At 68.1% G+C, this 18,732-nt stretch carries 18 protein-coding genes; 11 read left to right on the top strand and 7 right to left on the bottom strand.

What is annotated here, in order from left to right; all coding sequences use genetic code 11:
* Positions 1-13 precede the first annotated feature (13 nt).
* Positions 14-1,015, bottom strand: a complete 1,002-nt coding sequence (locus BMY03_RS11990; protein ID WP_094011179.1) for a GlxA family transcriptional regulator — start codon at positions 1,013-1,015, stop codon at positions 14-16.
* A 98-nt stretch (positions 1,016-1,113) separates the two neighbouring features.
* Between BMY03_RS11990 and BMY03_RS11985 the strand changes: the two genes are divergently transcribed.
* Positions 1,114-1,725: a LysE family translocator gene (locus BMY03_RS11985; RefSeq protein WP_094011178.1), complete on the top strand. Its 612-nt coding sequence runs from the start codon at positions 1,114-1,116 to the stop codon at positions 1,723-1,725.
* A 10-nt stretch (positions 1,726-1,735) separates the two neighbouring features.
* On the opposite strand, the gene BMY03_RS11980 is transcribed toward BMY03_RS11985, so the two are convergent.
* Both BMY03_RS11980 and BMY03_RS11975 read right to left on the bottom strand, forming a co-directional pair.
* Positions 1,736-2,932, bottom strand: a complete 1,197-nt coding sequence (locus BMY03_RS11980) for an MFS transporter (RefSeq protein ID WP_094011177.1) — start codon at positions 2,930-2,932, stop codon at positions 1,736-1,738.
* A 107-nt stretch (positions 2,933-3,039) separates the two neighbouring features.
* Positions 3,040-3,939, bottom strand: a complete 900-nt coding sequence (locus BMY03_RS11975) for a LysR family transcriptional regulator (RefSeq protein WP_094011176.1) — start codon at positions 3,937-3,939, stop codon at positions 3,040-3,042.
* A gap of 76 nt (positions 3,940-4,015) precedes the next feature.
* On the opposite strand from BMY03_RS11975, the gene BMY03_RS11970 reads away from it, so the two are divergent.
* The gene (locus BMY03_RS11970; protein ID WP_038705962.1) at positions 4,016-4,345 is read left to right on the top strand and encodes a cupin domain-containing protein; all 330 of its coding nucleotides are present in this window, start codon (positions 4,016-4,018) and stop codon (positions 4,343-4,345) included.
* On the opposite strand, the gene BMY03_RS11965 is transcribed toward BMY03_RS11970, so the two are convergent.
* Complete coding sequence (locus tag BMY03_RS11965) at positions 4,336-5,703, bottom strand: MATE family efflux transporter (RefSeq protein WP_160291339.1); 1,368 nt, start codon at positions 5,701-5,703, stop codon at positions 4,336-4,338. The genes BMY03_RS11970 and BMY03_RS11965 overlap by 10 nt on opposite strands.
* Positions 5,704-5,807: 104 nt before the next feature.
* Between BMY03_RS11965 and BMY03_RS11960 the strand changes: the two genes are divergently transcribed.
* From BMY03_RS11960 to BMY03_RS11945, 4 genes are all read left to right on the top strand, one after another.
* The gene (locus BMY03_RS11960) at positions 5,808-6,401 is read left to right on the top strand and encodes a TetR/AcrR family transcriptional regulator (RefSeq protein ID WP_046855878.1); all 594 of its coding nucleotides are present in this window, start codon (positions 5,808-5,810) and stop codon (positions 6,399-6,401) included.
* Positions 6,402-6,548: 147 nt separating this feature from the next.
* Positions 6,549-8,954: a glucose/quinate/shikimate family membrane-bound PQQ-dependent dehydrogenase gene (locus BMY03_RS11955; RefSeq protein ID WP_094011175.1), complete on the top strand. Its 2,406-nt coding sequence runs from the start codon at positions 6,549-6,551 to the stop codon at positions 8,952-8,954.
* A 109-nt stretch (positions 8,955-9,063) separates the two neighbouring features.
* Positions 9,064-10,314 carry a carbohydrate porin gene (locus tag BMY03_RS11950; protein WP_038705959.1) on the top strand — a complete coding sequence of 417 codons (1,251 nt, stop codon included), beginning with the start codon at positions 9,064-9,066 and terminating at the stop codon, positions 10,312-10,314.
* A gap of 140 nt (positions 10,315-10,454) precedes the next feature.
* The gene (locus BMY03_RS11945) at positions 10,455-11,852 is read left to right on the top strand and encodes an APC family permease (RefSeq protein ID WP_094011174.1); all 1,398 of its coding nucleotides are present in this window, start codon (positions 10,455-10,457) and stop codon (positions 11,850-11,852) included.
* Positions 11,853-11,859: 7 nt separating this feature from the next.
* On the opposite strand, the gene BMY03_RS11940 is transcribed toward BMY03_RS11945, so the two are convergent.
* Positions 11,860-12,873, bottom strand: coding sequence for an AraC family transcriptional regulator (locus tag BMY03_RS11940; RefSeq protein ID WP_094011173.1), 1,014 nt, complete (start codon positions 12,871-12,873; stop codon positions 11,860-11,862).
* A 171-nt stretch (positions 12,874-13,044) separates the two neighbouring features.
* Between BMY03_RS11940 and BMY03_RS11935 the strand changes: the two genes are divergently transcribed.
* The 3 genes from BMY03_RS11935 to BMY03_RS11925 are packed head-to-tail and all read left to right on the top strand — an operon-like array spanning position 13,045 to position 15,692.
* Positions 13,045-14,229, top strand: a complete 1,185-nt coding sequence (locus BMY03_RS11935; protein WP_094011172.1) for an acetyl-CoA C-acyltransferase family protein — start codon at positions 13,045-13,047, stop codon at positions 14,227-14,229.
* A gap of 14 nt (positions 14,230-14,243) precedes the next feature.
* Positions 14,244-15,092 (top strand): 3-hydroxybutyryl-CoA dehydrogenase, encoded by an 849-nt coding sequence (locus BMY03_RS11930; protein ID WP_038705956.1) that lies wholly within the window; start codon positions 14,244-14,246, stop codon positions 15,090-15,092.
* A gap of 12 nt (positions 15,093-15,104) precedes the next feature.
* On the top strand, positions 15,105-15,692 hold the full coding sequence (locus BMY03_RS11925; protein ID WP_094011171.1) for a TetR/AcrR family transcriptional regulator: 588 nt from the start codon (positions 15,105-15,107) through the stop codon (positions 15,690-15,692).
* A 35-nt stretch (positions 15,693-15,727) separates the two neighbouring features.
* Here the strand turns inward: BMY03_RS11925 and BMY03_RS11920 are convergent, their stop codons facing one another.
* Both BMY03_RS11920 and BMY03_RS11915 read right to left on the bottom strand, forming a co-directional pair.
* Positions 15,728-16,480 carry an anti-sigma factor family protein gene (locus tag BMY03_RS11920; RefSeq protein ID WP_094011170.1) on the bottom strand — a complete coding sequence of 251 codons (753 nt, stop codon included), beginning with the start codon at positions 16,478-16,480 and terminating at the stop codon, positions 15,728-15,730.
* Positions 16,477-16,995 (bottom strand): sigma-70 family RNA polymerase sigma factor, encoded by a 519-nt coding sequence (locus BMY03_RS11915; protein ID WP_038705954.1) that lies wholly within the window; start codon positions 16,993-16,995, stop codon positions 16,477-16,479. The genes BMY03_RS11920 and BMY03_RS11915 overlap by 4 nt, the downstream gene beginning before the upstream one ends.
* 133 nt (positions 16,996-17,128) lie before the next feature.
* Here BMY03_RS11915 and BMY03_RS11910 point away from each other — a divergent pair, with 133 nt between their 5' ends.
* Both BMY03_RS11910 and BMY03_RS11905 read left to right on the top strand, forming a co-directional pair.
* Positions 17,129-18,175: a catalase family peroxidase gene (locus tag BMY03_RS11910; protein ID WP_094011169.1), complete on the top strand. Its 1,047-nt coding sequence runs from the start codon at positions 17,129-17,131 to the stop codon at positions 18,173-18,175.
* Entirely contained in the window at positions 18,172-18,705 is a 534-nt protein-coding gene (locus BMY03_RS11905; RefSeq protein ID WP_094011168.1) for a cytochrome b, read from the top strand. The genes BMY03_RS11910 and BMY03_RS11905 overlap by 4 nt, the downstream gene beginning before the upstream one ends.
* Positions 18,706-18,732: the final 27 nt, after the last annotated feature.

Below are 18,732 nucleotides of genomic sequence, written 5' to 3'. Positions count from 1 at the left end.
TGTGATCTGCGGGTCAGACCGTGGGAGCGGGCTTGCCCCGCGATGAGTCCAGTTCGGACTTGCGCAACACCAGTGCCGTACAACCGAAGCGCCGCCGCACCCACTTGCCCAGGTAACTGGCATCGCCCATGCCCACTTCATCGGCGATCTGCGCCAGGCTGTGGCTGGAGTTGAGCAACCGCCAGCGCGCCTGCTGCAGGCGCAGCTCCTGCCACCAGGCCTTGGCGCTCATGCCATGGCAGGCCTGGAACTGGCGGTCGAGCTGGCGCCGGCTGATCCCCAGCTCCGCCGCCAGCGCCTCCACCGGCAGCCGCGCCGCCAGGTGATGGCGCATCAGCGCCGTGGCCCGTTGCACCTGGCGCCGCTCCCCGGCGCCGGCCTCCAGCGAGCGCAAGGCATGGCGACTGTCGCGGCTTTCATCCACCAGCATGTCGGCCAGGCCCTTGAGCGCCCGGGCACGGCCGCTGGCGCGGGCGATCAGCTCCACCGCCAGGTCGATGGCCGCCGTGCCGCCAGCGCAGGTGATACGGCTGCCGTCGAAGCAATACAACTGCCCGGTCAGCAGTCGCACACGGGGAAACGCCACGCGAAACTCCGCCTCATGACGCCAGTGCACCACCACCTGATGACCGTCCAACAGGCCACAGGCCGCCAGCAGGAAGGCCGCGTTGTCGACGCAGACCAGCTTCACCCCCGCCTTGGCCGCCTGTTTCAGCAAGGCCCGGTAGCGCGGCGCCAAGGCTGCCGTGGCGCTGGCATTGCGCCCGCCGAACAGCACCAGATGGTCGTAGGCGCTCCAATCGACCTGCGCAGGCGTCGCCTCCACCTGCACCATGGCCCCGCTACTGCAAGGCACAGGCGCCAGGTCGAGGCCGATCACGGTCCAGCGGCAGTAGCGCTGGCGGCTGTAGTCCTCGTCGTCGGCGGAAAAGCGCAGCTTGTCGAGGAAGGCGCCGAAGGGCAGCAAGGCGAATTCCGGCAGCGGCAGGATGAGCAGGCGCAGGTCGGGTGCCATGGCAATGTCCGAATGTGACCATCAGTTGTCCGAATACTACCCTGGATTCGCGCAACCCTGTCCTACACTGGCGCCCTAACTACCGACAAGGCACACCCATGGCACTCGACACCTGGCTCATCTACCTGCTCGCCAGCATCGGCCTGTCACTGACCCCAGGCCCCAACAGCCTGTTGGCCCTGACCCATGGCGCGCTGTACGGCGCCCGGCGCACGCTGTTCACCATCTGCGGCGGGGTGTTCGGTTTCAGCGCCCTGATCGCCCTGACCATGTTCGGCCTGAGCGCCCTGCTGCAGGCCTCGGCCTCGGTGCTGACGGTGCTCAAGTGGGTGGGCGGGGCCTATCTGGTCTGGCTGGGGATCCAGCTGTGGCGCACCCCGGCGCTGCACCTCGAGTTGCCCCGCGGCAGTACCGCGCTGGGCAATGCCGGGCTGTTCCGCCAGGGCTGCCTGTCGGCGCTGGCCAACCCCAAGGTGCTGTTGTTCTATGGCGCGTTCCTGCCGCAATTCATCGACCCGCAGCACGGCCTGCTGCTGCAGTTCGTAGTGATGGCGGCGACCTTCGCCAGTGTCGAGTGCCTGGTGGAGTACCTGCTGGCGCGCCTGGCATTTCGCATCCGGCCATGGCTTGCCAAGGGTGGCCGGGGGTTCAACCGCGCTTGTGGCGGCCTGTTTGCGCTGATCGGCGTGGCCCTGCCGCTGGGACGATAAACACCCCGGATCAGCGCCGGGAAACGATCAGGAACACCACCAGCGCCACCGCCGGCAATCCCGCCCCCAACAGCGCCACCCCCTGCCAGCCGAACTGCGCATACACCCCGCTGGCCAGCGCCGAGCCCACGGCGCCGCCGAGGAAGATGCTGGTCATGTACAGGGCATTCAAGCGGCCACGGCTGGCCGGATCCAGCGCGTACACCTCGCGCTGGCCGATGACCAGGTTCATCTGCACGGCAAAATCCAGCAGCACCCCGGTCAGCCCCAGGCCGATCACGCTCATGCCCGCGCTACTCAGGCCGCCGAGCATTGCCAGCGGCGCCAGGCTCATCGCCAGCAACGAAGCGCGCCGTCCATGTCCGGCATCGGCCAGCCGCCCGGCCAACGGCGCCGCCACCGCGCCCACCGCCCCGACCAGGGCGAACAGCGCGATCTGGCTCTGCGACAGGTCATGTTCAGCGGCCAGCGCCAGCGGCACCGCCGTCCAGTACAGGCTGAACGCCGCGAACATCAGCGCCTGGTACAACGCCCGCTGGCGCAACACCGGATAACGGCGCAACAGCACCAGCAATGAGGCCATCAACCCGGCATAGCTGGCCTTGTGCTCGGGGACTCGGCGCGGCAGGGTCGACGCCAGCAGCAGGATGATCGCCAGCATCAACCCGGCGGCACCGACGAACACAGCACGCCAGCCGAAATGATCCGCCACCAGGCTTGCCAGTGGACGCGCCAGGAGGATCCCCAGCAGCAACCCACCCATGATGTTGCCGACCACCCTGCCACGCTCGCGCTCCGGCGCCAGGTGCGCCGCCAGCGGTATCAGCATCTGCACCGCCACCGAACTGAAGCCGATCAGCAGTGCGTACAGCAGGAACACCTCGCCCTGCCCATGGCCGCTGGTGCCGGCCAGCAACAGGCTACCGGCGGCCAGCACCGCCGTGGCGACCATCAGCCGGCGGTTCTCCAGCAGGTCGGCCAGCGGCACCAGGAACAACAGGCCCAGGGCGTAGCCGATCTGGGTCAGGGACACGATCAGGCCGGCCCGCTCGGTGGACAGGCCAACGTCCGGGGCGATCAGGCCGACGATGGGTTGGGCGTAGTAGATGTTGGCGACGATGGCGCCGCAGCAGAAGGCCAGCAACGTCACCAGCGCCCGGCTCAGGCCTGGGACCGCAGGCTGGGCAACGGCGAGGGAGGGATTCATTCGAGGGTACCTCGGCTTGCGAAAGGATGTGCGCGAAGGGTGACGGACATTCGCCCCGGCGAGAATCCATCGCCCGCGCAACAGGCCTTTGCGCGGCACGCAACGCCTCAGTCCGCCAGCAGCCCCTCACAGAAGGCAACGAACGCCATCACCCGTCGCGAACCACGGTGATTGGGCAAGTACAAGGCGTTGATGCTGGCGCTGGCATTGCCCGGACTCACCGTCCAGTCGGCGAACAGCCGTTGCAGGCGTCCGGCCTCGACATCCTCACGCACCAGCCAGTCGGCCAGCAGCGCCACCCCGCTGCCAGCGATCGCGGCCTCGCGCAGCAGGTCGGCATTGGCGCTGCGCAGCGGGCCGCTGGTGTCCAGTTCCAGGCATTGCTCGCCCTGGGTCAGGCGCCAGGGCCGCGCCGACTGGCCGTAACGAAAACGCAGGCAGGCGTGATCGGCCAGTTGTCGCGGTTCACCGAGCGACGGGTGCTGGCGCAGGTACGCGGGGCTTGCCACCAGCCAACGCTCGAAGCGGCCCAGCGGCCGGCACACCAGTTCATCGCCGGGCGCCGGTTCGCCCAGGCGAATGGTCAGGTCGTAGCGCCCGTCGAGCAGGTCGTCGAAGCGGTCGCTGAGGTCGATGTCCAGCTCCAGGGCCGGGTGACGGGCGAGAAACGTGCCCAGGTGCGGAGCAATCACCCGCCGGCCGAACTCCACCGGCAGACACAGGCGCAGCACCCCCACCGGCTCCTCGCCACGGTCGGCGACGCTGGCGTCGGCTTCGGCCAACGCCTCGAGGATCTCGCGGGCGCGCTGGTAGTAGCTGGCGCCGGCCTCGGTCAGGCTGACCTGACGGGTGGAGCGGTTGAGCAGGCTGGCCCCGAGCGCCTGTTCGAGGGCATCGACCTGGCGGGTCACCGAAGACGTCGCCACCCCCAGTCGGCGCGCGGCGGCGGAAAAGCCCCCGGTCTCGGCGGTGGCCATGAACACCTTGATCGCCAGCAGCTTGTCCATCGTGGTTTTCCGTGGGGCAAAAGCCGAAACCTTCCTACAATTGCCCCTCTGCAATCAACCTCTCGCGAGCCGTCCCATGCCAGACAACCTGTTTACCGCCCTGCCGCCGCTGGCCCCCGAGGCCGATGAGCAGTTCACCGAGCTGCTGCGCCGCCCGGGCCTGCGCATCGAACGCATCGTCTCCAGCGGCCAGGCCAGCCCTGAGGGGTTCTGGTACGACCAGGCCGAAGGCGAATGGGTGCTGGTGCTCAGCGGCAGCGCCGGGCTGCGCCTGGAGCACGAGGCGCACACCCGCGTGCTGCGCGCAGGCGACCACCTGGACATCCCGCCCCGCTGCCGCCACCGCGTGGAGTGGACCGAGCCCGGCGTGGCCACGGTGTGGCTGGCGGTGTTCTATCAGGGCTGAACCAGCGCCGCGGTGAGCGGCCTGGCCTGCAGGCGATAGAAACGCCACGGCAGCAGCACCGCCGACACGGCCAGGCCACAGGCGAAGCCCACCCACACACCCACCGCCCCCAGCGCGGAATGGAAGGCCAGCCAGTAGCTCATCGGCAGCGCCAGCAACCAGTAGCTGACCAAGGTCACCCCCACCGGCCAGCGGTAGTCCTGCAGGCCACGCAAGGCGCCCAGCGCGGTGGATTGCAGGCCGTCGGCCACCTGCATCGCCGCCACCACCACGAACATCGGCACGGCGATGGCGATTACCTGCGGGTCGTCGCTCATGGCTTCGGCGATGCGCCGCCCGAACAGCGCCAGCAGCACGGTGGCCACCAGCATCCAGGCGGTGACGCTGGCGAAGGTGGCGCTGCCGATGGCGCGGATGCGCGCTGTCTCGCCGCGGCCCTGGGCCTGGCTGATGCGAATGCTCACCGCCGCGGCCATGCCTAGCGGCAGCATGTACAGCAGCGCCCCGATCGACTGCACCACCTGGTTGGCGGCCAGTGCGGCATTGCCCAGCCAGCCGAGCATCCACGCCGCGATCACCACCGCGCCGGCCTCGGCCAGATAGCCCAGCCCCAGTGGCCAGCCCTCGCCAAGCAGCGTGCGCCAGGACAAGTGCGGCCCGTGCGGCGCCTGGCGGTAACGTGCCAATGACGGCGCCAGGTGCCAATAGGCAAAGGCCAGCAGCACCGCCAGCGACTCGGCGATCACCCCGGCGATGCCCGCACCCAGCAACCCCAGCGCCGGCAAGCCGAAATGCCCGTGGATCAGGCCATAGCTCAGCGGCAGGTTGAACAGCACCGCGCTCATCACCAGCAGTACGGCCACCCACGGCCGGCCGATGGCCTCCAGCACGTCCTTGAACACCACCGCCAGGCAGTACGGAATCAGGAACACCGCCATGGCCTGCCAGTACGGCGTCAGCAGGGCCACGTCCGGCAGTGGCACGCCCAGCCATTGCACCAGCGGCAACGTGACCAGCATGGCCAGGCAACCGAGGATGCCGACCAGCAACCCATAGCCGAGGCCGCCACGCAGCGTGCGCGCCACTTCGCCCGGATCATCGGCGCCGAAGGCGTGGCCGACGCGCACGCTGAGGGTGGCGAGCATGCCGTACAGCCCGGCATGGAAAATCAGCCCGGCACTGCTGGTCAGCGCGACACAGGCCAGCACCAGCGTGCCCAGCGAAGCCAGCAGCACGGTGTCGGTCAGGCTGATCAGCTCGGCCGCCGACAGGCCCAGCACCAGCGGCAGCGCCAGGCGCAGCAGGCCTGGCAGCTCGCCCAGCCAGGCAGTGGGTTTACGCGAAACGAGGGCAGACACGGTGACAATCTCCAATTGACATACGCCGCGTATGCTAATGCCATTTATTGACATACGCAACGTATGCTAATTTGCGCGCATCGCCTCTTGTCATCGGAGCCTCAATGCCCACCCCTCGCCGCAGCCGCGCCGCCATGAGCGCGGACACCACCGAACGGCTGATCGCCGTTGCCCGCCGCCAGTTCGCCGAAAAAGGCTTTGCCGCCGTGGTGATGGACGAACTGTGCGCTGAAGCCGACCTCACCCGAGGCGCCCTGCACCACCACTTCGGCGGCAAGGCCGGGCTGTTCACCGCGGTGGTGCAGCACCTGCTCGACGAGATCAACCAGGCCATCGATGCCCGCTACGCCACCCACGCCGATCCGTGGGAGGGCTATATCGACACCTGCCTGTACTACTACGACCTGCTGCATGAACCAGCGCTGCGGCGCATCCTGTTGCAGGATGCGCCCGGCGTGCTCGGCCCGCGCCTGCGCGAGATGGAAGAGGCCAGCTACATCGGCCCCATGGCCCAGGGCCTGGTCGAGCTGCAGCAGGCCGGCAGGTTGCGCGCCTTCGATGCCGTGGCCATGGCCCACCTGCTCAACGGCGCCATGGGCGACAGCGGTATCTGGGTGATCGCCCAGGACGATCCGCAGGCGGCCGCCGAGCGCGTGAAAGGGGCGTTGCGCTGCCTGATGGAAGGGTTGCAGGCCTGAGTTCATTTTGGCGCGTGGCTGCGAGGGAGCGGCTGATGAATCGGCTGCTCGACCTGCGACAATCGGTCCCGATTTAAAATGTACTAACTTGTTAATTAGCTTGCTAAGGGATTAAACTGCCGGTATTCCACCTGCGAGATCCCTGGCATGAAAGACTCACCCCGCGCCACTGGCGCCTCAACCTTCATCCTGGTCGGCCTGGGCGTTGTCATCGCCCTGCTCGGCCTGCTCCTGGCCGCCGGCGGCGTCAAGCTGGCCGGCCTGGGCGGTTCCTGGTACTTCCTGACCGGCGGCCTGGCCATGGCCCTCGCCGGCCTGCTCATCGCCCGAGGCAAGCCCGCCGGCGCCTGGCTGTACGCCCTGTTCCTCGCCGGCACCGCGATCTGGGCCGTGGCCGACAGCGGCCTGGTGTTCTGGCCGCTGTTCTCGCGCCTGTTCATGTTCGCCGCCATCGGCCTGGTGGTCGCGCTGGTTTACCCGCAACTGGTGCGCCGCCAGGCGCGTGGCGCCTATGGCATCGCCGGCGTGCTGGCCGTGGCCCTGGCCATCGCCGCCGGCAACATGTTCGTTGCCCACCCCAGTGTCGCCCCCACCGGCAACGGCCCGGGCCTGACCCCGGTCGAGCCTGGCCAGCAGCAGAAGGACTGGGCCCACTACGGCAACACCGAAGGCGGCAGCCGTTTCGCTGCCCTGGACCAGATCAACCGTGGCAACGTCGACAAGCTCAAGGTCGCCTGGACCTACCACACCGGCGATGTCGCCCAGAGCGACGGCAATGGCGCCGAAGACCAGCTCACCCCGCTGCAGGTCGGCGACAAGGTGTTCATCTGCACCCCGCACAACAACCTGATCGCGCTGGACGCCGACACCGGCAAGCAGCTGTGGAAGAACGCCATCAACGCCCAGTCCAAGGTCTGGCAGCGCTGCCGTGGCATGGCTTACTTCGACGCCACCGCGCCGATCGCCCAACCGAGCCAGCCGAACAGTTCACCGATCACCCTGGCCAGCGTGCCGGCCGGCGCCAACTGCCAGCGCCGCCTGCTGACCAACACCATCGATGGCCGCCTGATCGCCGTCGACGCCGACACCGGCGCGTTCTGCCAGGGCTTCGGCGACAACGGCCAGGTCGACCTCAAGGCCGGCCTGGGCGATGTGCCGGATTCCTACTACCAGCTGTCCTCGGCACCGCTGATGGCCGGTACCACCGTGGTGGTCGGCGGGCGCGTGGCCGACAACGTGCAAACCGACATGCCCGGCGGCGTCATCCGTGGCTTCGACGTGATCAGCGGGGCCCAGCGCTGGGCCTTCGACCCTGGTAACCCGGAAGATCGCGCCGCCCCCCAGGGCGATGGCACCTACGTGCGCAGCACTCCCAACAGCTGGGCGCCGATGTCGTACGATCCGGCGATGAACACCGTGTTCCTGCCGATGGGCTCCTCGTCCACCGATATCTACGGCGTGGAGCGCAACAAGCTCGACCACACCTACGGCGCCTCGGTGCTGGCCCTGGACGCCACCACCGGCAACCAGAAGTGGGTCTACCAGACCGTGCACAACGACCTCTGGGACTTCGACCTGCCGATGCAGCCGAGCCTGATCGACTTCACCAAGGATGACGGCAGCAGCGTGCCGGCCGTGGTGATCGGTACCAAGGCCGGGCAGATCTACGTGCTCGACCGCGCCACCGGCAAGCCACTCACACAAGTCGATGAAGTGCCGGTCAAGCCAAGCAACATCCCCAATGAGCCGTACTCGCCAACCCAGCCGAAGTCGGTGGGCATGCCACAGATCGGCGCGCAGACCCTGACCGAGTCGGACATGTGGGGCGCCACGCCCTATGACCAGTTGCTGTGCCGCATCGACTTCAAGAAGATGCGCTACGACGGCCTCTACACCGCGCCCGGCACCGACCTGTCGCTGAGCTTCCCGGGCTCGCTGGGCGGGATGAACTGGGGCAGCATTTCCACAGACCCGGTACATGGTTTCATCTTCGTCAACGACATGCGCCTGGGCCTGTGGATCCAGATGATCCCGTCGCAGAACAAGGGTGATGCCGCCGCCGGTGGCGAAGCGCTGAACACCGGCATGGGCGCGGTGCCGCTCAAGGGCACCCCGTATGCGGTGAACAAGAACCGCTTCCTGTCGGTGGCCGGAATCCCGTGCCAGGCGCCGCCGTTCGGCACCCTGACCGCCATCGACATGAAGACCCGCCAGGTGGCCTGGCAGGTGCCGGTCGGCACCGTCGAGGACACCGGCCCCCTGGGCATCCGCATGCACCTGCCGATCAAGATCGGCCTGCCAACCCTCGGCGGCACCCTGTCCACCCAGGGCGGCCTGGTGTTCATCGCCGGCACCCAGGACTTCTACCTGCGCGCCTACGACAGCAGCAACGGCAGCGAGATCTGGAAAGCCCGTTTGCCGGTCGGCAGCCAGGGCGGCCCGATGACCTATGTGTCGCCCAGGACCGGCAAGCAGTACGTGGTGATCACCGCCGGCGGTGCGCGCCAGTCGACCGACCGCGGTGACTATGTGATGGCGTACGCACTGCCATAAATCGCGTCGCCTGTATCGCCGGCAAGCCGGCTCCCACAGGGTCCGCGCACTCACTGTGGGAGCCGGCTTGCCGGCGATGAGGCCCTTTCAGACCACCCGAGACCTTGCAATGTCATCCGTTTCACGCCTCACCCCCACCCTGCTTCTGGCCCTTGCCAGCACCCCTGCATTCGCCGCCGACAACACCCTGACCGGTGACTGGGGCGGCCTGCGCCAGCAACTCGCGGCAGACGGCATCACCTTCACCGGCGACTACAGCGGCGAGACCGCCTACAACGCCCACGGCGGCCTGCACCGTTCGGCCCGCTACTCGCAGAATCTCAAACTGGGCGCGCAGTTCGACCTGTCGAAACTGTATGGCCTGGACAACGGTGGCAAGGTCCAGCTGACCATCAACGACCGCCGCGGCAACAGCGCCTCGGAGGACCTGGTGGGCAACCGCCTGCCGATCCAGGAAAACTACGGCGGCCTCTACACCCGCCTCACCGAACTGAGCTATGAGCGTAACCTGTCGCCTGCGCTGAACCTCAAGCTCGGCTACATGGCCATGGGCAACGACCTCGGCGGGCTGGACAGCGGCATCCTGTGCAACTTCATGAACGCCGGCTTCTGCGGCCACCCGCTGAACATGTCCGGCGGCAGCGGCTGGACCAACTATCCCAACGCACACCTGGGTGCGCGGCTCAAGTACGACCTGGCGCCAGACTGGCAACTGCGCGTGGCGGCGTTCAACGTCGACCCCGAGAGCAACGGCAATTCCAGCCGTGCCTGGCACCTGGGGCCCAAGCACAGCACCGGCACCGTGCTCCCGCTGGAACTGGTGTACAAGCTGCGTGGCCAGCTGCCGGGCGAGTACAAGGTCGGTTACTACTACGACAGCTCGAACGTGCAACGCATCGGCAGCAGCGAGGAAGTCGCCGGTCGCGGTGGTCATTACCTGCTGGTCGACCAGGCCGTGTGGAACGACCCGGCATTGCCGGGGCGCAGCCTGCACGCCTTCGGCCAGTACTCGGCCTCGAGCAAGGCCGCCTCGCCATTCACCAAGTGGTACGGTGCCGGCGTGGTGCTGTACCAGCCGTTCGCGGGCCGGCCTCGGGATACCGTGGCGCTGGGTTACGGGCGCGCAGTGCCGAACCCGCGCAGCCGCGACGTGCTCGAGGCTGCCGCATTCAACGCCGGCCAGCCATTCCCCGACATCGACAGCGCCGAACAACTGATCGAGCTGAGCTACGGCTACCAGGCCACGCCGTGGCTGAACCTGCGCCCGGACGTGCAGTACATCGTCGAGCCGGGGGCGTTTTCCGGGAAGGACATCGACAACGCCCTGGTAGTCGGCTTGCAGGTCAAGGCGACGTTCTGAGCACCGGGGCCGCCCTGCGGCCCTTTCGCCGGCAAGCCCAGCTTTTTCCTCTGCACCAACCACATATTTACTAATTTCCCCGCTGCGTACCCTGTCCCAGTATCTGGCGCAACTACAACAACAAAGAGCGGGGAACTGTCATGAGTGCAAGTGCGTCCGTGCCTGCCAGCGTGCAGCACGATCAAGCCGGCTTTCGCCGGGTCCTGGGGCTGGGATCGCTGCTGGCGGTGGCGGTCGGCCTGGTGGTGTCGCAAGGGGTGATGGTGATGATGCTGCAGGGGGTCGGTGCCGCCGGCCTCGGCTTCATCGTGCCCCTGGGGCTGGCCTACCTGCTGGCCCTGAGCTATGCGTTCTCGTTCTCGGAGCTGGCCCTGCTGGTGCCGCGCGCCGGCAGCCTGTCGAGCTACACCGAGGTGGCGCTGGGGCACTTCCCGGCCATCCTCGCGACCTTCTCCGGCTACGTGGTGGTGGCCATGTTCGCGCTGTCGGCCGAGTTGCTGCTGCTCGACCTGATCGTCGGCAAGGTCTACCCCGGGGTGTTCCCGCAGTATTCGGTGGCCTTCGGCGTACTTGCCCTGTTTACCGGCCTCAACCTCATGGGCATCGACATCTTCGCCAAGCTGCAGAGCGCCATGGCCGTGGTCATGGTCATCGTGCTGCTGATCCTCGGCGTTGCCGCGATCAGCGAAGGGCATGCCGAGGGTGTCACCGCCACCCTGCTGCAGGGCGACTGGAACCCCATGGGCGCCGGGGTGCTGGCCCTGACCGCAATGGCCGTGTGGGGTTTCGTCGGCGCCGAGTTCGTCTGCTCGCTGGTGGAAGAAACCCGCAAGCCCGAGCGCAACATCCCGCGTTCGATGATCATCGGCCTGACCGTTATCTTCGCCACCATCGGCCTGTACGGTCTGGGCGCGCTGTTCCTGGTACCGCGCGAGGCGCTGGGCAGCGATGCCCTGCCCCATTACCTGTTCGCCACCACGGTGTTCGGCAAGACCGGCGAAGTGTTCCTGGTGATCGCCGCGGTCACCGCCACCTGCAGCACCCTCAACACCTCGCTGGCGGCCATCCCGCGCATGCTCTACGGCATGGCCTGCAATGGCCAGGCGTTCCCCCAGTTCAAGCAGCTCAGCCCGCGCGCCCGCACACCGTGGGTCGCGGTGCTGTTCGTGGCGGCTATCACCGGCCTGCCGATCCTGCTGATGGGCCAGGACGCGGCGGCGATCAACCTGTTGCTGCTGGCCGCCGCGCTGGCCTGGCTGCTGGCCTACATCATCGTGCACCTGGACGTGATCGCCCTGCGCCGTCGCTACCCGCACCTGGCGCGACCGTTCCGCACACCGTTCTATCCGTTGCCGCAGCTGTTCGGCATCGGCGGCATGCTGTACGCGATCTGGAACGCATCGCCCAGTCCCGAGATGAGCCTGAAGATCTACGGCACCGCCGGGCTGGTGCTGGCGGTGGTTTCACTGATCGCAATCGTGTGGATCAAAGCGGTGATGAAGAAGCCATTATTCAGGCCCGAGCCCTTGCGGCACTGACCGACCATCAAGCCGATGCGCCGCGCTTGGCCCGGTAACTGCCCGGGCTCTGTCCAGTCCACTTCTTGAATGCCCGGTGAAACGCGCTGGGTTCCTGGAAGCCGGTGTGCTCGGCGACCTCGGCGATGCTCAGGTGGCCTTCGCGCAGCAGCTCGAAGGCCATTGCCCGGCGCACCTCGTCCTTGATCTGCTGATAGGAACGCCCTTCGCGCTCCAGCTGGCGGCGAAAGCTGCTGGCGCTGAGCTTCTGCCGTGCGGCCATGGCGTCGAGCGTGGGCCACTGCCCGTAATGCAGGGCGCGCAAATGTCGATAGACCTCCGCCACCCGGCCATTCTGGTTACGAAAGCGGATCACCAGCCCCTGCGGCGCGCTGCGCAGGAAGCCCTTCAGCGCCGCCAGGTCCTGCACCACCGGCAGGCGCAGCCAGGCGCTGTCGAACTCCACCTCGGTGCGCCCGCTGCCCAGGCGCAGGTCCGGTCCCCAGAGCAGCGCGTCATCCTCCTGCGCCGGGCGCGCCAGGGCCAGCTCGGTGCGGTCGATGGCGATGCGCCGGCCGGCCAGCCAGCACAGCAGGCCGATCACCAGCACCAGGTAGGTTTCCTCGGCGTAGACCCGGGTCAGCGGATCGGCGATGGTCGATTGCACGCTGATCACGGTGCGCGCGCCACGCACCGTGACATGGCCGTTCAAATCGCGCAGGAACAGGGCAAAACTGCCCAGGCACTGGCGCAGCGCCTTGCCCAGGGTCGGCTCCTGGATCAACCCGCGGCAGATCAGGGCGAAGCTGCCCAGGGGCATGCCGTGGCTGTCGAGCTGGAAGAACTCATCGTGCAGCTCATCGATCAGCGCCAGCCACAGCTGGGCGAAGGCCTTGGCCGGCACCCGCGCCAATGGCTCGGCCAGCACCTGCGGGTCGATGCCCACCGCCCGCAGATGGGCGTCGCGCGCCTGGGGCCGGTCGCGCAGAGCGTGGACCATGGCATTGAGGAAGTACACCGCGACCGTGTCGCTATCGCGCATGGCAGAAGTCCGCTGTCTATGCTGAGTGGCAAAAAATGCCAAGTTGTCTGAACAGATCCGGCATAGGCCGCCCGCAGGCCTTTGCCTAGACTCGATCCACCCCCGCAGGGTGTGGGCGCCATTCTCGCAGAGCCTCCCGCGCCCCGCCACGCCTTCGCAAACGGAGCCCCCATGAGCAGCACAGAAATCTTCGTCGTCAGTGCGGTACGTTCGGCCATCGGCAGCTTCGGCGGTTCGCTCAAGGACCTGCCGCTGGCCGACCTCGCCACTCAGGTCACCCGCGCCGCCATCGAGCGCTCGGGCGTCGCCGCCGAGCAGATCGGCCATGTGGTGATGGGCAACGTGATCCCCACCGAACCACGCGATGCCTACCTGGGCCGGGTCGCGGCGATGAACGCCGGCATCCCCAAGGAAACCCCGGCGTTCAGCGTCAACCGCCTGTGTGGCTCGGGCCTGCAGGCCATCGTCTCGGCTGCCCAGGGCCTGCTGCTGGGTGACAGCGACATCGCCCTGGCCGCCGGCGCCGAAGCCATGAGCCGCGGTCCCTACCTGCTGCCGCAAGCGCGCTGGGGCGCACGCATGGGCGACCTGCAAGGCATCGACTACATGGTCGGCATCCTCCAGGACCCGTTCGAGCACTTCCACATGGGCATCACCGCCGAGAATGTCGCGGCGGCCCATGGCATCAGCCGCGAGATGCAGGATGAAGTGGCCCTGACCAGCCAGCATCGCGCTGCCCGCGCCATCGCCGAAGGCCGCTTCAACGGCCAGATCGTGCCGATCGAGATCAAGACCCGCAAAGGCAACGTGCAATTCGCCGTGGACGAGAACGTGCGCGCCGATGCCAGCGCCGAACAACTGGCGGGCATGAAGCCGGTGTTCAAGAAGGACGGCACGGTCACCGCCGGCAACGCCAGCAGCATCAACGACGGCGCCGCCGGCCTGGTCCTGGCCACCGGCGACGCCGTGCGCCGCCAGGGCCTCAAGCCGCTGGCGCGGATCGTCGCCTACGCCCACGCCGGCGTGGAGCCGGCGCTGATGGGCCTGGGCCCGATCCCGGCGACGCAGAAAGTGCTGGAGAAAGCCGGCCTGAAGGTCAGCGACCTGGACGTGATCGAGTCCAACGAAGCCTTCGCCTCGCAGGCATGCGCCGTGGCCCGCGCCCTGGGCTTCGACCCGGAAAAGGTCAACCCCAACGGCTCGGGCATTTCCCTCGGCCACCCGGTCGGTGCCACCGGCGCGATCATCGCCACCAAGGCCATCCATGAACTGCACCGCGTCCAGGGCCGCTACGCCCTGGCCACCATGTGCATTGGTGGCGGTCAAGGCATCGCCATCGTCTTCGAACGCGTTTGACAGGAGTCAGCAGCATGAACATCGAACAGATCGCCGTGATCGGCGCCGGCACCATGGGCAACGGCATCGCCCAAGTGTGCGCGCTGGCTGGCTACCAGGTCCTGCTGGTGGACGTTTCCGACGCCGCGCTGGAGCGTGGCGTGGCGACCCTGGGCAAGAACCTCGAGCGCCAGGTCGGCAAGGGCACCATCGACGCTGACAAGGCCGCCGCGGCCAAGGCGCGCATCCGCACCAGCACCGACTACGCCCAGCTGGCCAGCGCGCAACTGGTGATCGAGGCTGCCACCGAGAACCTCGCCCTCAAGCAGCGCATCCTGCAGCAGGTGGCGGCCAACGTCAGCGCCGAGTGCCTGATCGCCACCAACACCTCGTCGCTGTCGGTGACCCAGCTGGCCGCGAGCATCGAGCAGCCGCAGCGCTTCATCGGCGTGCACTTCTTCAACCCGGTGCCGATGATGGCGCTGGTCGAGATCATCCGTGGCCTGCAGACCAGCGACGCGACCTATGCCCAGGCATTGCTGGTGACAGAGCGACTCGGCAAGACCCCGATCACCGCCGGCAACCGCCCGGGCTTCGTGGTCAACCGCATCCTGGTGCCGATGATCAACGAAGCGATCTTCGTGTTCCAGGAAGGCCTGGCCAGCGCCGAGGACATCGACACCGGCATGCGCCTGGGCTGCAACCAGCCGATCGGCCCGCTGGCCCTGGCCGATCTGGTGGGCCTGGACACGCTGCTGGCGATCATGGAGGCCTTCCACGAAGGCTTCAACGACAGCAAGTACCGCCCCGCGCCGCTGCTCAAGGAAATGGTTGCCGCCGGCTACCTGGGGCGCAAGAGCGGCCGCGGCTTCTTCACCTACTAGAGGAACCGCGCCATGGCCCCGGTCACTGCGGCGCTGCGCTGCGCCAATTTCGAGGAGCGGCGCGACCGGGCCATGGCCCTGTTCGCCGAAAAAGGCTTCGGCCAGGTCAGCATGCGTGAGCTGGCGGCGCACGTGGGCTTGACCGCAGGTTCGCTGTACCACCACTTCCCCAGCAAGCAGGACCTTTTGTACGACCTTATCGAGGAGTTGTACGAGGAGCTGCAGGCGACCCTCGACCAAGGCCGCCGGGCGCGGACCCAGGGCAAGCCGGTGCTGGCCTGCCTGATCGCCGCGCATTGGCAGTTGCATGGCGAGCGGCCGTTGCAGTTTCGCCTGGCAGAGCGGGATTTCTGCTGCCTGAGCGAGGACCAGCAGGCACGCCTTGCGGGTTTGCGCGAACGCTACGAAACCGGGCTGCTGCGCCTGATTGCGCCGCAGGCGCGGCTGGCCGGGGAAACCCTGGCGGCCACCGGGCATGTGCTGGCGACGCTGCTTAACCAGTTGCCCGGAATGTTACGCGGCAAGGGCTTGGGTGAAGCCGAGGGAGTTGGGTTGATGGAGGGTCTGGTGGTGGGCGCCATGGAAAGGACGCTTGGGTAGTGTTGTGATCACCCGGTCGACCGCCGTCAAGCCGTCTACAGACTGACCCCCAGCGCCTGGCGTAGCTGCTCGCCACGGGTATCGTCCACCGCGCTGACCAGGGCAAAGTTGTAATCGCCATGGGACCAGTAGCGAGCCTCCAGCTGGCCATCGGTGCGCTGGCCGGTAGGCATACGCTCGAAATGCTCGCCGGGAGAACGCAGGAACAGGCTGATGCGCTGTCCCTGGCGATCCTCGAACACCAGCAACGCCGCTGGCCCCGCCTCGTTGCTCAACAGTCGCGCCCCCACTGGCTGGAAGCCATAGCCCGCCAGGTCCGGCAGGCGGCCGACGCGGTTGAAGTGAGTGCCCAGCCAGGCCTGCAGGCGTGCCGGGTCGCGAGCCTCGATGTCCAGCGTGCTGGCCTCGGCGAACAGCCTGTGGGCCTGCACCGCGTCGGCCATGGGCAGCATGCCGGCGAACAGCGTTACCTGGCGCGCCTGCCAGCCGCCAATCCCGCCCAGGCCTAGCGCCAGCATCAGCACCGCCGCTGCTGCCAGGCGACGCTGCCGGCGCTGGCGCAGGCGGCGACGCAGCGGCGCCAGGTCAAGGTGCGGATCGCTCGGCCGCTCGCCAAAGCCGGCCAGGGCCGCCCGCAGGCGCCGGGCATCGGCACGCCAGGCCTCGATGCGCACGGCCTCCTGCGGATTGGCGGCCAGCCAGGCCTGCACCTCGGCCCGGCGCGCCGGCTCCAGGCGCTCGTCGACATAGGCGTGCAACTCGTGCTCGGTGGGGATCAGGCGTGTCATTTGAGTCTCCGCAGGGCCGGGGGCGCAGGGTTGCCCTCGGTCAGTTCACGCAGGGCGGCACGGGCACGCGACAGGCGCGACATCACGGTGCCGATGGGGATGCCAAGCGTCTCGGCCGCCTCCTTGTAGCTCAAGCCCTCGACACTGACCAGCAACAGCAATGCCCGCTGCTCGGGCGACAAGCGGGCGAAGGCCTGCAGGTCGGCCTGGGCCAGCACGATGCTCTCGATCTCGCCGCCCGCCGGTTCCTCGGCCTGGCCCCGGCCGAACCAGGCCAGCCAGCGCGCGTGCAAGCGCTCGCGGCGCTTGCCGTCGAGGAACAGCCGGTAAAGGATGGTGAACAGCCAAGGCCGCAGGCTGTCGGCATCACGCTGCTGGCCGCGACGGCTCAAGGCGCGCTCGACCGTGGCCTGGACCAGGTCGTCGGCGGTACCGGGCTCGCGGGTCAGCCACAGGGCGAAGCGGCGCAGGCGCTGCAGCAGCTCACGCCATTGTTGGTCGTCCAGGTCATGCATGGTCGGGTTCCGGGGCCCTGCGGGCTGTCAGTGTACAAGGCAGACGCGCGGGCACGGAATCTATTCCCCCGCCGGGAATAAATCGTTTGCCCCTGCGTCGTACCGGTTCATTCCACCTGACCGGACCGTTCCCATGACTACTCCCTTGCACGGCCCCGCCAAGGCCCTGCGCCTGGCCGCCATCGCAGCCACGCTGGCCGCCCTGGGCGCAGGCTTCGCCTACGCCGCCGGCTGGATCGGCGCGCCAAGGCTGACCCCACAGCGCATCATCGACACCTTCGAAGCCCAGGCCGGCCACCACCCCGGCTACCGGAAGAACCATGCCAAGGGCCTGTGTGTCAGCGGTTACTTCCAGGCCAGCGGCCAGGCCACCTCGCTGTCCAGCGCCCGGGTGTTCAGCCAGCAGAAGGTGCCGGTGATCGGCCGCTTCGCCATCGGCGGCGCCAATCCGTTCGCGCCGGACACCGCCATACCAGTGCGCAGCCTGGCGCTGCAGTTGACCAGCGACGACGGCCAGGTCTGGCGCACCGGCATGAACAACCCGCCGGTGCTGGCCGTAAGCACGGTCGAAGGCTTCTATGAACAGGTCCTGGCCGGCGCCCCGGACCCGGCCACCGGCAAACCCGACCCGGCCAGGCTGCAAGCCTTCTTCGCCGCCCACCCGGAGAGTGCGGCGTTTCGCCAGTGGGCGGCCAGCTACAAGCCCAGCGACAGCTTCGCCAGCACCGCCTACAACAGCATCAACGCCTTCCGCCTGATCGATGCCAACGGCCAGGCGCACCCGGTGCGCTGGGCACTGGAGCCGCAGGCCGCATACGCCGCTTTGCCCGCCCAGGTCGACGACAAGCAGTTCCTGCAGCACGACCTGCAGCAACGCCTGGCCCAGGGCCCGCTGCGCTGGACCCTGCGCCTGACCCTGGCCGACCCCGGCGATCCGGTGGACGACCCGGCCCGGCCCTGGCCCGCCGAACGCCGCAGCCTCGATGCCGGCACCCTGGTCGTGGAGCAGGTCGACGGCCCCGAGCAAGGCGCCTGCCGCGACCTGAACTTCGACCCGCTGATCCTGCCCCACGGCATCGAACCCTCCGCCGACCCGATCCTCGCCGCTCGCTCGGCCGCCTATTCGGTGTCGTTCAACCGCCGCAGCCACGAGTCGCTGACCGAAGGAGCCCGCCCATGAGCGCCACTGTCTTTCACCCCCTGGCCCGGCTGCTGCACTGGCTGATGGCCGTGCTGATCCTGGCCATGCTGTTCATCGGCGTGAGCATGGTCGCCGACCTGTCGCCACGCCACCCCTGGCTGGTCGAGCTGCACAAGGCCACCGGCCTGGCCCTGCTGGTGCTGGTGATCCTGCGCATTGTCCTGCGCCTGAGCCTGGCGCACCCGCCGCTGCCTCGTGACCTGCCTCCCCTGCAGCGCCTGGCCGCCGGCGCCTCGCACCTGCTGCTGTATGGGCTGATGCTGGCCATGCCGCTGCTCGGCTGGGCGATGCTCTCGGCAGGCGGTTACCCCCGCCCGCTGCAACTGCCCGCCATCGCCCCCCACGACCTGCAGCTCTACGCGGTGCTGCGCCAGGCCCACGGCTGGGCCGGCTACCTGCTGTTCGCCACGGTGCTGGTGCATTTGGGCGCAGCCTTGGTGCATGGGCTGGTGCGTCGCGACGGCGTCTTGCGTAGCATGTGGCCAGGCCCGTTGCGTCGCGGTGAGTGAGCTCCGCCAGGGCTCGACAAATGTAAA

The organism is Pseudomonas soli, from assembly GCF_900110655.1.
In the GTDB taxonomy this organism is placed as follows: Bacteria; Pseudomonadota; Gammaproteobacteria; order Pseudomonadales; family Pseudomonadaceae; genus Aquipseudomonas; species Aquipseudomonas soli.
The sequence above is the reverse complement of the archived record's forward strand: the minus strand, read 5'-3'. Positions and strand labels throughout refer to the sequence as shown.

Bases quoted from the DNA above. Each gene is read 5' to 3' on its own strand.
- BMY03_RS11945 (WP_094011174.1), top strand. From the start codon at position 10,455: ATGAGTGCAAGTGCGTCCGTGCCTGCCAGCGTGCAGCACGATCAAGCC.
- BMY03_RS11935 (WP_094011172.1), top strand. From the start codon at position 13,045: ATGAGCAGCACAGAAATCTTCGTCGTCAGTGCGGTACGTTCGGCCATC.
- BMY03_RS11985 (WP_094011178.1), top strand. From the start codon at position 1,114: ATGGCACTCGACACCTGGCTCATCTACCTGCTCGCCAGCATCGGCCTG.
- BMY03_RS11925 (WP_094011171.1), top strand. From the start codon at position 15,105: ATGGCCCCGGTCACTGCGGCGCTGCGCTGCGCCAATTTCGAGGAGCGG.
- BMY03_RS11915 (WP_038705954.1), bottom strand. From the start codon at position 16,995: ATGCATGACCTGGACGACCAACAATGGCGTGAGCTGCTGCAGCGCCTG.
- BMY03_RS11990 (WP_094011179.1), bottom strand. From the start codon at position 1,015: ATGGCACCCGACCTGCGCCTGCTCATCCTGCCGCTGCCGGAATTCGCC.
- BMY03_RS11980 (WP_094011177.1), bottom strand. From the start codon at position 2,932: ATGAATCCCTCCCTCGCCGTTGCCCAGCCTGCGGTCCCAGGCCTGAGC.
- BMY03_RS11975 (WP_094011176.1), bottom strand. From the start codon at position 3,939: ATGGACAAGCTGCTGGCGATCAAGGTGTTCATGGCCACCGCCGAGACC.
- BMY03_RS11920 (WP_094011170.1), bottom strand. From the start codon at position 16,480: ATGACACGCCTGATCCCCACCGAGCACGAGTTGCACGCCTATGTCGAC.
- BMY03_RS11960 (WP_046855878.1), top strand. From the start codon at position 5,808: ATGCCCACCCCTCGCCGCAGCCGCGCCGCCATGAGCGCGGACACCACC.
- BMY03_RS11955 (WP_094011175.1), top strand. From the start codon at position 6,549: ATGAAAGACTCACCCCGCGCCACTGGCGCCTCAACCTTCATCCTGGTC.
- BMY03_RS11910 (WP_094011169.1), top strand. From the start codon at position 17,129: ATGACTACTCCCTTGCACGGCCCCGCCAAGGCCCTGCGCCTGGCCGCC.
- BMY03_RS11950 (WP_038705959.1), top strand. From the start codon at position 9,064: ATGTCATCCGTTTCACGCCTCACCCCCACCCTGCTTCTGGCCCTTGCC.
- BMY03_RS11930 (WP_038705956.1), top strand. From the start codon at position 14,244: ATGAACATCGAACAGATCGCCGTGATCGGCGCCGGCACCATGGGCAAC.
- BMY03_RS11970 (WP_038705962.1), top strand. From the start codon at position 4,016: ATGCCAGACAACCTGTTTACCGCCCTGCCGCCGCTGGCCCCCGAGGCC.
- BMY03_RS11940 (WP_094011173.1), bottom strand. From the start codon at position 12,873: ATGCGCGATAGCGACACGGTCGCGGTGTACTTCCTCAATGCCATGGTC.
- BMY03_RS11905 (WP_094011168.1), top strand. From the start codon at position 18,172: ATGAGCGCCACTGTCTTTCACCCCCTGGCCCGGCTGCTGCACTGGCTG.